The following is an 11933-nucleotide window of genomic DNA, read 5'->3' on the forward strand; positions in this document are numbered from 1 at the left end:
CATGCGGGTATTAAAGTTTGATTTAAAAGGAAAAACAGCATTTTTTAAATCTCCGGAAGTGAATCTGTGCTATTTTACCTATGGAAATATCCATAAACCAGTGCTGCTTGGAATATTTGGAGCAATTATGGGGTATAAAGGATACAACAACGGATATGATGTGTATCCGGAATATTATGAGCGTCTGCAGCACTTGAAAGTTTCGATAATCCCAGGAGAAGAAAGAGGTGTGTTTGATAAAAAATTTCAAAATTTTAACAATTCAGTTGGATATGCTTCACAGGAGCAGGGAGGGAATCTGATTGTAAGGGAACAGTGGCTGGAGAATCCTAAATGGACTATTTATGTAAGCTTAAATAGTGATGAAAGCCTCAAATTGGCAGATATGATAAAAAACAGGGAATGTGTGTATATGCCGTATTTAGGAAAAAATGATCATCCTGCTGTAATAGAAAACGTGGAGATTCTTTCAATAGAGAAAACGGAAGCAGAAAATCAAAGAATTCATAGTCTGGCGCCGGCTGATGATCTGGAGTTCGACTGGGACGATGCATTATATCGCTATGAGGAGTATCTGCCGTCTGCTCTGACGGAAAGAACCAATCAGTATCAGATGAAAAAGTTTGTGCTTACAGATGCAGAAGTCATTGCTGCGAAGGTTCCGGTTTATCAGGATGGAGGAAAAAATATTGTGTTTTATTGAATTAAAGACAGTTTTGGCAAATGAGTATCCGATATATGCACATAAGAAGGATTCTAAGAAGGAATTATTAGAAGAACATATAGAAAGATGTGAATATTATTTTAGGAAAATATATGATCAGAAAAAACTGGGTGCTGTGGTCCATCGATTCGGCAGGATGCTCAACTTTCATGATAGCGAATTTATTGATACATTCCTGCAGGATTTGCTGTTTCAAATGATTGTGTTTCATGATCTGGGAAAATGCAATCCTTTGTTTCAAAAGCGGAAGATGCAGAATCCGGATATACCGGATGATTGTGAGACAGCCTGCGGGACGGAACATTCGCTGCTTTCATCGATTCTGTATATTGATTATTTCTGGGATAAAATAGAGGAATATTCCCTTGAAAAGAGGGAGAAGAAACAATTAAAGATCCTGGCAGCAGAACATGCTTTTATCATTTCAAGGCATCATGGGAATTTAAATGAATTCGAGACATATATAAAGAAGCTGAAAGGCCTGGAAGCAAAAGAAATTATTTTGGCATTACAACAGAATCGTATTCCGGGATTCAAAGGACTGAGATGTCTGGAAGATCATACGATAGAAAAAGTATTAAATGACAGGATTTATAAAGGAAGAAATAAACTGTCGAGAGAGCAGGAATGCGCAAAATATTTTTATTATCGTATGGTGTATTCTCTGTTAGTCGCATGTGATTACTATGCGACAACAGAGTTTACAAAAGATATGAAACTGCAGGATATAGGAAAGGGGTGTTCGATCGATAAATTTCAATCAGCTTATGAAAAATCTGAAATTTTAAAATCCATTCGAAAATATGAAAGAGAACAATATTCTTCTGCAAAAGACGATAGCTTTCAGATGAAAAAAATGAATGATTTGCGAAGTGAAATATTCCTGGATGTTGAAAATGTTTTAAAAGATCATCAGGATCAGTCGGTTTTCTTCCTGGAGGCACCGACAGGGAGCGGGAAAACCAATATTTCTATTAATGCCAGTTTTCAGCTGATGAAAGGCGAGAATAAATTAATGTATATATATCCGTTTAATACACTGGTGGAGCAGACAAAACAAACTTTGCAAAAGCTTTTCCCGGATAAAGATTTGCAGAAACAGATTGTAGTCGTGAATTCTTTGACTCCGATTGCAGAGGAACAGGAAAATACAGATGACTCTGAAAAATATTATCAAAAATCTTTGCTGGATCGTCAGTTTTTGGATTATCCATTTATTCTGTCGACACACGTCAGTTTTTTTAACTTACTATTCGGCAGCAGGAAAGAAGATATATTTGGATTTTTTCAGCTGTCACAGGCGATTATCGTTTTGGATGAGATTCAAAGTTATAGGAATGAAATATGGACAGAGATTATGATAATGCTGAAAGCCTGCGCTGAATTGATGAATATGAAAATTATCATTATGTCAGCAACGCTGCCGAGATTGGAACAGCTGGGCGGGGATGATACGGGTGTAACGTATCTTTTAAAGGACAGCCGGATTTATTTTCAGCATCCGGTTTTTCAAAAGCGTGTATCTGAAATTTCATTTGAACTATTGAAAGAAAACTTAGCGATGGAGACATTGTTGGAACATGTTATAAAAACAGCAAAAGGGAATCCAAAATCAAAAATTTTGATTGAATTTATCACAAAAAAATCAGCCTATAAATTTTATAATCTTTTGTCTGAGCACAAGGAATTAAAAGTGCCAGTTCAGTGTATTACAGGAGATGATTCTTTGTATGAACGGGAAAAAATATTGAGGCCAATAAAAGAAAAGTCAATACAGGGTATGCTTCTGGTGGCGACTCAGGTGATTGAGGCAGGAGTTGATATTGATATGGATATTGGATACAAAAATATTTCCAAACTTGACAGTGAAGAACAGTTCCTGGGCCGCATTAACAGGTCATACAAGAAAGAAGGGAAAGTATATTTCTTTCATTTGGACGAGGCAAAGAGAATTTATCGAAATGACTGTCGTATGACAGAAGAACTTACTTTGAAGCATTCAGAAATGCAGAAGGTTCTGATGGATAAAAACTTTTCTGAGTATTATGAAAAAGTATTTGAGATTCTTAAATCCAACAGAAACGAGAGCACAGACAGAGAAGGATTGAACTACTTTTTTGATAAGGATGTGCAGCGGTTAAATTATCCGGAAGTCAGCAAACGTATGGCGCTGATCGAAGATGATCAGTGGAGTATGAGTATTGTTGTGTGCAGAAAATTAATGTTTGATGATGGCACATACCTGGATGGAGAAGAAGTATGGGAACGATATAAAAGTTTGCTGATGAATTCTAATATGGCATACGCAGAGAAGCAGGTGAAATTATCAATTGCAAGAAGTCAGTTAAGCTATTTTACATATCAAATAAAACGTAATTATAATCTGGCATGTGATGATAACATCGGAGAGTTGTTTTGTATTAAGGACGGAGAAAGATTTTTTGAAAATGGGAAAATAGATCTTGAAGAATTGGAGAAGCATAATAGTTTGTTTTTATAATAGTAAGAGGACTGGCTGTCATGGGAAGGGAGCGGTATCTGATGGAAATTAATGGTACATTAGTGAACTACTATTTTCATTGTAAAAGACAATGCTATTTACACGGAAATCGGATTAATTTAGAAGATAACAGTGAAATTGTAAAAGTAGGAAAAGCACTGCATGAGAGAAATTTACAAAGAGATAGTGATGAGATAGCGATAGAAAATATAAAGCTGGATAAACTAACAAAAAATTTTTTAGTAGAAATAAAAAAATCGGATGCAGATGCAGAGGCGGCATCATGGCAGCTTTTATATTACTTAAAAATTTTAAAAGAAAAAGGGATTAAAAGAAAAGGGAAATTAGAGTTTATAGAAAAAAATAAGTCGAAGAAAAAAACAATAATTGTAGATTTAACAGCAGACAAGGAAAAGGAGCTGCAGAGATATGTCGAAGAAATAAAAATGTTGCTTGATTCAGAGGAGATACCAGAGCGATTAAATAAAACCAGCTGTCGAAAATGTTCATATTATGAATATTGTTATATTTGATGGAGGCGGTATAAGATGGGAAGTACACGTTACATAACCACAATGGGAGAATTAACCAGAAAAGATAATTCATTATGCTTTCGTAAAAATGGAAGAAATGTTTATATTCCAATTGAGAATACTAAAGAAATATTTTGTCTGAATGAAATTACTATTAATTCTAAACTCTTGGACTTTTTAAGTAAAAATCATGTGGTTGTACACTTTTTTAATTATTATGGAAACTATAGTGGGACTTATTATCCCAGGGATCAATATTTGAGTGGCAGGCTGTTGATAAAACAGGTTGATAAGTTCCAAAATCAAAGATTACCAATTGCAAAAGCTATTGTAAAGGGAATAGGAGAAAATATAAAAGAAGTGTTGTATCATTATTATAAGCATGATAAAAAAGAAGTAAAAATAACAATAGACTGGATTACGAAGGTATTTTATCGGAATGTGGAAAAGGCAGAATCCATTGAAGAACTTATGAGTTATGAAGGCGAGTTGTGGGCAAAGTTTTATGCATCATTTCAATATTTTTTACCGGAAGATTTTATTATGTCCAAAAGAGTAAAAAGACCTCCAGATAATCCGATTAATGCGCTGATTTCATTTGGCAATACCTTGTTATATGCCAAAACTATTTCTGCAATTTATAGAACACATCTGGATCAAAGAATCAGTTATTTGCATCAGCCAGCTGAGAGAAGATTTTCTTTAAGTTTAGATATGAGTGAGGTGTTTAAGCCAGTGATAGTATTTCGAACTATTTTTGAATTAGTGAATAATAGAAAGATAAAAGTTGAAAATCATTTCAATAAGGAATTGAATTATTGTATTTTGAATGATGAAGGCAGAAGGATATTTATAGAAGCTTTTGAGGAGAGAATGGAATCAACGTTTGTTCATCCTAAATTACGCAGGAAGGTATCATACCGGACAGCTATAAAATTAGATTGTTATAAATTAATTAAAAATATTTTGGAGAATAAAGAATTTAAGCCTTTTTCATTAAAGGAGAAAATATAAATGAGAAGACAAAAAAATTATAATTACGCATTCTTATTTTATGATGTTGGAGAAAAGCGTGTGCAGAAAGTGTTTAAAGTATGTAAAAAGTATTTGTCTCATTTTCAATATTCAGTATTTCGAGGAGAATTGACGCCATCTAACTTGATCAAGCTAAAAGAAGAATTAAAAAAAGTCATAGTAGAAGAGGAGGATTTTATATGTATTATTAAATTAGTAAATGACAATGTATTCGGTGAGGAGATATTAGGGAATCCATCAGGTAATACAGGTGAAGACTTAATAATATAAAGAAATTTACCAGCTGAAAAAAGAAAAATCACAGGAAAGGCCTGAAAATACGAGGTTTCTGCCAGAAAGAAGTTTTTTGTGAATAGCTGGTAAAAGTTGCGAAAATAGCGATAATATAAGGAAAAATGAAGCAGCAAAAAGAAAAAAGGACGATTTTCCGTTGGTTGAACAATAACATAAGATGTTTTTAAATGCCATACGCTCACTACATGTTTGAAGGAGAAGTTTAGTTGAACAATAACATAAGATGTTTTTAAATTTCCTTTAGTTGCATTTTTTAGCAATTCTATCTGCGTTGAACAATAACATAAGATGTTTTTAAATTCTTGGCTTGGGGTACAAATGATGATACTGGTGGGGAGTTGAACAATAACATAAGATGTTTTTAAATATGATTGTATATTCCATTTAATACTCCTTTATGCGTTGAACAATAACATAAGATGTTTTTAAATTCCCCAGATTGCCATGGAAAAGAAATGTTATTTGGTTGAACAATAACATAAGATGTTTTTAAATGAAACAAGTAATTATCAGATTGAGATATTACAAAATGTTGAACAATAACATAAGATGTTTTTAAATGAAATGACCTTTTCGTCATTATCTTCGATTATCACGGTTGAACAATAACATAAGATGTTTTTAAATGTGTTCCAAGGTTTTCTACTAATGTGCCTGTTGCAAGTTGAACAATAACATAAGATGTTTTTAAATAACGCCTTTGTGATGGTTGTTATCTGCTCTAAACCGTTGAACAATAACATAAGATGTTTTTAAATTCTACTTTTAAGTAGGATGCTTCCTGATATCTTGGTTGAACAATAACATAAGATGTTTTTAAATGGCTGTGCCGGTTTCAGCTCCCACGACTGGACAAGTTGAACAATAACATAAGATGTTTTTAAATGCTCTGAAAGGAGAAAAAGGTGACAAGGGAGACAAAGTTGAACAATAACATAAGATGTTTTTAAATATCTGTACGGTATGGAGAGGTTTATCCTTATTCTTGTTGAACAATAACATAAGATGTTTTTAAATAATTCAACTTGTGAAATACTTCCTATGTAATACATAGTTGAACAATAACATAAGATGTTTTTAAATTCCTTGTCCGGCTGTGCCAAAAGTCCGGTTTCCGCGTTGAACAATAACATAAGATGTTTTTAAATTCGTAACCCATCCATCTGCATCTATCCCGTGGCTCGGTTGAACAATAACATAAGATGTTTTTAAATAGATATTGAGCGGGAAAACTATGACAGAGAGTATTAGTTGAACAATAACATAAGATGTTTTTAAATAATTTTAATGGCTTGCGACATTGACGGCGAGGACGGTTGAACAATAACATAAGATGTTTTTAAATGTTACATTTCTTCCTGTGCTTGCTGAATAATCTCTGTTGAACAATAACATAAGATGTTTTCATTTAAGTAGCAATACCATAAATTCTGATGAAATTATTAATTATTACGATATTAATCTATTGTTGGTTTTTGTAATCTGAAAAATATTTGCAAAAGAATGCAGATGATATGTTATCATATAGGTGCCATTTTTATTAAGTAGGTATGGCAAGTAATATTCAACATTCCAATTTTATCATAAATTTATGAGGGGTTATTCTATTTTGGGAAAAAACTCATGTTTTATTGGGGTATGGCGTTTTGTATCAATACTTATGATTGATCATAAGAAAGAGGTGTGAGAAAAATTGAAAAATAAAAAATTGCCTGTTGGTATTGAAAATTTTGAGGAATTCCAAAGAGAAAATTTTTATTATGCAGATAAAACACTTTTTATAAAGGAACTGTTAGAAAATTGGGGAAAGGTAAACTTGTTTACACGACCAAGACGTTTTGGAAAGTCACTTAATATGAGTATGATAAAATGCTTTTTTGAAGTTGGCTGTGAGAGAACTTTGTTTAATGGTTTGAAAATTATGCGGGAAAAAGAATTGTGTGAAAAATATATGGGACAATTTCCGGTTATTTTCATTAGTCTCAAAGGCGTGGATGGGTTAAATTATAAAGCAGCAAATGCGGCATTGTGCAATATAATTGGAAGAGAAGCTTTAAGATTTCAGTTCCTTCAGAAAAGCAGCCATCTTTCTGAGGAAGAAAAAGATTCGTATCGTCGTTTGATTAAGATTGGGTCTGATAGTCAGGCATTTTTTGATATGACAGATTCGATATTAACAGATAGTCTGCAAATTCTTACACAGCTTTTGGAAAAACACTACGGTCAAAAAGTAATTTTATTGATTGATGAATATGATGTTCCGTTGGACAAGGCATTTCAGCAAGGATATTATAATGAAATGGTATCATTGCTTCGAAATATGCTGGGGAATGTATTAAAGACGAATGATGCACTTTATTTTGCGGTCCTGACAGGATGTCTTCGTATCTCTAAAGAAAGCATTTTTACGGGACTAAACAATTTGAAAGTACATACAATTTCAGATGTCAGATATGATGAATATTTTGGGTTTACAGATGCAGATGTAGAAAAGATGCTGAAATTTTATGATATGTCGTCTTATATGGATATAATAAAAGAGTGGTATGATGGATATATATTTGGCAATGTAAATGTATATTGCCCATGGGATGTGATTAATTACTGTGATGAACTTTTAGCTAACCCTCAAACACGGCCCAAAAATTATTGGGCAAATACGAGTGGAAATGCTATGGTACGACGTTTTATCGGGAAAGCCGATAAAAACACAAAGAATGAGATTGAAAAACTGTTGGATGGGAGAACCATTTTGAAGGCAGTGAAAGAGGAATTGACATATCCTGAACTTGATGATTCCATTGACAATCTTTGGAGTGTGTTGTATGCGACAGGATATTTGACGAAAAGACATTCTGATCTGGAAGATGAAGAGTTGATGAAATTAGCAATTCCAAACAAGGAAATTCGTAAGTTGTTCACTGATTTGGTCAAAGACTGGTTTCAGGAAACAACGCTTGCGGACACTTCCAGAATCAATCGCTTTTGCAGTGCTTTCTCAAGAGGAGATGCGGCATTGATTCAAGATATGCTGAATGATTATTTGTGGAATTCCATCAGCGTGCGTGATACTGCAGTAAGAAAAAATATGAAGGAAAATTTCTATCATGGAATGCTTTTAGGTATGTTAAATAGTCAGGAAAATTGGATGACGCAGTCCAATGCAGAGATGGGGGAAGGATATAGTGATATTTCTGTTTGTACCCCGGAAAGGACAGGAATCATAATTGAACTTAAATATGCGCATGATGGAAATTTGCAAGCGGCTTGTAAAGCAGCATTAAAACAAATAGAAGAACGGAAATATGATGTTGGTCTGCAGCGGCAGGGAATGAAAAAGATAATGAAATATGGGATTGCATTTTATGAAAAAGAATGTATGGTGGTTATGAGGTGAGTTTAAAATGAAAGGAATAGGAGATACAATAAAATTTACCAGCTGAAAAAGATAAAATCACAGGAAAGACGTGAAAATACGCGGTTTCTGTCAGAAAAATATTTTTTCATGGATAGCTGGTAAAAATTACGAAAACAGCGAGAATACAAGGAAAAATGAAACATCAGAAAGAAAAAAGGATGATTTTCCATTGGTTAAACAATAACATAAGATGTTTTTAAATTTTCCTGTGGATGTTCCAGAAACAACTTGATTAATTGTTAAACAATAACATAAGATGTTTTTAAATTTAATGGGCGTTATGTGACTGTAGCATGTAAATAGTTAAACAATAACATAAGATGTTTTTAAATAAAAGTGACGTTTCGGAGGTTACAATGCTTGCACTCGTTAAACAATAACATAAGATGTTTTTAAATCATCTCCGCCATTCATTAGCGCTTCTTCGATCGGTTAAACAATAACATAAGATGTTTTTAAATTGCTCCATGGCTGTATTTTTTAAGGTTCCGGTCAAAGTTAAACAATAACATAAGATGTTTTTAAATTATATTGGACAATTACACCTTTTACTGCAGAGGTCTGTTAAACAATAACATAAGATGTTTTTAAATAGGATTTTAACACCGCAACAATTTACAGCATATTCTGTTAAACAATAACATAAGATGTTTTTAAATGAAAAAGACAGTACCTTTCCTGTGTACTGCCTTTTGTTAAACAATAACATAAGATGTTTTTAAATAATTCAACTTGTGAAATACTTCCTATGTAATACATGTTAAACAATAACATAAGATGTTTTTAAATCTCTCTGATAATTCTCTAAATATGAAAGACAAAAGTTAAACAATAACATAAGATGTTTTTAAATTAGGAAAGAAGGTGATAGAATGGATTTAGTAAATCGTTAAACAATAACATAAGATGTTTTTAAATTGCTGGATAAGCTGGAACAGGCGCTCGAGTCCTTACAGTTAAACAATAACATAAGATGTTTTTAAATCTTAGAAGATGAAGGATATATCAAACGCCGGAAAAAGTTAAACAATAACATAAGATGTTTTTAAATATTCTTTCATAACTGCGTGCAACTCCCCGGAAACGTTAAACAATAACATAAGATGTTTTTAAATTTCGATGTAGAATCCGATTGAGAATCAAATAGATACAGTTAAACAATAACATAAGATGTTTTTAAATGCTTGATAATGCGCAGGAAAGTCTGAAAGAGTTTGAAGTTAAACAATAACATAAGATGTTTTTAAATTAAACTGTATGTCCTAAACTTTTCAATATCTTAATCGTTAAACAATAACATAAGATGTTTTTAAATCCTTCCTAATGTGGGAAACTTGATGAATTTCCACGTTAAACAATAACATAAGATGTTTTTAAATTAATAACCAATATAAAGTTTTTCCGGGAATTCATAGTTAAACAATAACATAAGATGTTTTTAAATTGCGTACTTTTACAACTCTAATCCACCCATGAGTTGTTAAACAATAACATAAGATGTTTTTAAATTTGGAACATTTGCAGGATAATTTGCCCACTCAATGTTAAACAATAACATAAGATGTTTTTAAATCCCCCTTTTAAGGGTTTCTTTACATTTTATTCTTCGTTAAACAATAACATAAGATGTTTTTAAATGATTGGTGCGACCGTATATATTACGGGTTCGGCAAGTTAAACAATAACATAAGATGTTTTTAAATAATTGAAGGTGTCCACACTGGTGAAAGCGGTGTAAAGTTAAACAATAACATAAGATGTTTTTAAATGCAGTATGAAGATTATATGAATCAGTTTGACGAATGTTAAACAATAACATAAGATGTTTTTAAATAATGTATTGTAATTATCCGGAAAACATTTAAGTGTTAAACAATAACATAAGATGTTTTTAAATTGTACTCAGTTCGGGGATGTATCCTTATACATCTAGTGTTAAACAATAACATAAGATGTTTTTAAATTTTTTATAGTCCGCAATGACAGGGATTGATAATCCTGTTAAACAATAACATAAGATGTTTTTAAATAAGGCTTGTTGTAATGTTTTGTCATCCACTGCCAGATGTTAAACAATAACATAAGATGTATGAATTTATTGAAAAAACTAAATAGAAACTTACATATAAAAATATATTTTATACAGTTTGTGCTATATGAATGTCAATATGTTAAAATTCTTTGTATGTATAATTCAGAGAAGAAATGCAATCATTATGTTAAAATTATCTGATATTGAGCAACGATAAGGGTACATAAGGAAAACAATTAAGGAGGTTTCATATGCCTGGTTTTATTCTTCATTTGACTGCGGGCGTCATAGCGCTTAATACGCTGCAGGATTATAATGTTCATATAGATTCCAAGGAAAGAAATGATTTTCTGATTGGATGTCTGCTTCCGGATGCCACAAAGAACAAAGATGCTTCTCATTTTCGGAATCCTAAATATCATGGAAATATTGTAGAGTATCCGGATCTGGAATTGTTTGATCAGAAATATCACGCATTAAAAAGCGATACCAGCTGTCAGGGATATGAGTTCCATCTCTATATTGACAGAGTATTTTTCAAGGATTATCTGCCGCAGATTGTAGAGTTTCAGGATACAAAGGGGCGGAAAGTGGAGAAGTGGGATGAAGTTACCTGGGCGGTGTTGAAAAAATCGGGAAAAAGGTTATCAGTTAAACAGTTTTTTTCCGGGGAATATTATTATGGTGACTACACAAAGATGAACTGCTATCTAATTGATAAGTACCATATTCCGTTGAACCTAAATACGGAAGTAAGAAATCCGGGAATTGAAGAAGTAGATTACGGAAAATCCAGAGATATTCTGGAGGAGCTGAAGGGATATTTAAATGTTCCGAAAGAGGCAGTTTCAGATTTAAAAGTGTTTGATGTGGAAGAACTGCAGTCTTTTTTGAAAAAGAGAACCCAGGAATGGTGTAAAAGGAAGATGAGAAATTCTATTTGACAGGATGAAAGGTGCTGATATAAAGGATAGTCATAAAGAGAAAGAAATTATCTGAGGAGGTAGTGGAAAATGCGAAAGAAATGGGAACAGCCAGAAATGAGAATTCAAAATTTTGTGCCAGATGAATATGTATCTGCCTGCGAAGTATTTAGAAGATGGGAAAGTTCTTTATGGCGCCAGTATAACGATAGATATGGCTTATGAAAGGATCCCGGCAGGAATTGATAATTACATACAAGATGATATAATCCAAAACCCTCATTTGATTTACATGGGAAGTTTCTATCATGACAAGGCGATGACGCAGCCGGATGCAACGGCAAATGGGCATTTAGAACTGGAAGATTATGGCCCTAAAGAATGCGTAAAGGAGAACGACAAGAGTCCATGGGGATACCATTATCATTTTAAAGAATATACCAATCATTCTTAATAGTACATAGACAGTAAATA

General features: G+C 32.8%; 8 protein-coding genes and 2 CRISPR repeat arrays. All 8 genes read left to right on the forward strand.

Going from position 1 to position 11933, the window contains the following annotated elements; genetic code table 11:
• The first annotated feature begins 1 nt into the window (after position 1).
• The 8 genes from cas5b (at position 2) to JMF81_RS11265 (ending at position 11913) form a co-directional block, all read left to right on the forward strand.
• Positions 2-703: a type I-B CRISPR-associated protein Cas5b gene (gene cas5b, locus JMF81_RS11230; RefSeq protein ID WP_201311542.1), complete on the forward strand. Its 702-nt coding sequence runs from the start codon at positions 2-4 to the stop codon at positions 701-703.
• Entirely contained in the window at positions 690-3224 is a 2535-nt protein-coding gene (gene cas3 / locus JMF81_RS11235; protein WP_201311543.1) for a CRISPR-associated helicase Cas3', read from the forward strand. The genes cas5b and cas3 overlap by 14 nt, the downstream gene beginning before the upstream one ends.
• 41 nt (positions 3225-3265) lie before the next feature.
• Entirely contained in the window at positions 3266-3757 is a 492-nt protein-coding gene (locus tag JMF81_RS11240; RefSeq protein WP_201311544.1) for a CRISPR-associated protein Cas4, read from the forward strand.
• 15 nt (positions 3758-3772) lie between these two features.
• The gene (cas1b, locus tag JMF81_RS11245) at positions 3773-4771 is read left to right on the forward strand and encodes a type I-B CRISPR-associated endonuclease Cas1b (RefSeq protein WP_201311545.1); all 999 of its coding nucleotides are present in this window, start codon (positions 3773-3775) and stop codon (positions 4769-4771) included.
• Positions 4772-5062, forward strand: a complete 291-nt coding sequence (cas2, locus tag JMF81_RS11250; RefSeq protein WP_201311546.1) for a CRISPR-associated endonuclease Cas2 — start codon at positions 4772-4774, stop codon at positions 5060-5062.
• 163 nt (positions 5063-5225) lie between these two features.
• Positions 5226-6496: direct repeats of the CRISPR family, unit length 30 nt; unit sequence GTTGAACAATAACATAAGATGTTTTTAAAT.
• 283 nt (positions 6497-6779) lie between these two features.
• On the forward strand, positions 6780-8483 hold the full coding sequence (locus JMF81_RS11255) for an AAA family ATPase (RefSeq protein ID WP_201311547.1): 1704 nt from the start codon (positions 6780-6782) through the stop codon (positions 8481-8483).
• 193 nt (positions 8484-8676) lie between these two features.
• Positions 8677-10601: a CRISPR direct-repeat array (repeat unit 30 nt; unit sequence GTTAAACAATAACATAAGATGTTTTTAAAT).
• 186 nt (positions 10602-10787) lie between these two features.
• Entirely contained in the window at positions 10788-11480 is a 693-nt protein-coding gene (locus JMF81_RS11260; protein ID WP_201311548.1) for a hypothetical protein, read from the forward strand.
• 112 nt (positions 11481-11592) lie between these two features.
• Positions 11593-11913, forward strand: coding sequence for a hypothetical protein (locus JMF81_RS11265; protein ID WP_201311549.1), 321 nt, complete (start codon positions 11593-11595; stop codon positions 11911-11913).
• Positions 11914-11933: the final 20 nt, after the last annotated feature.

This window comes from Anaerostipes butyraticus, assembly GCF_016586355.1.
GTDB classification, from domain to species: domain Bacteria; phylum Bacillota; class Clostridia; order Lachnospirales; family Lachnospiraceae; genus Anaerostipes; species Anaerostipes butyraticus.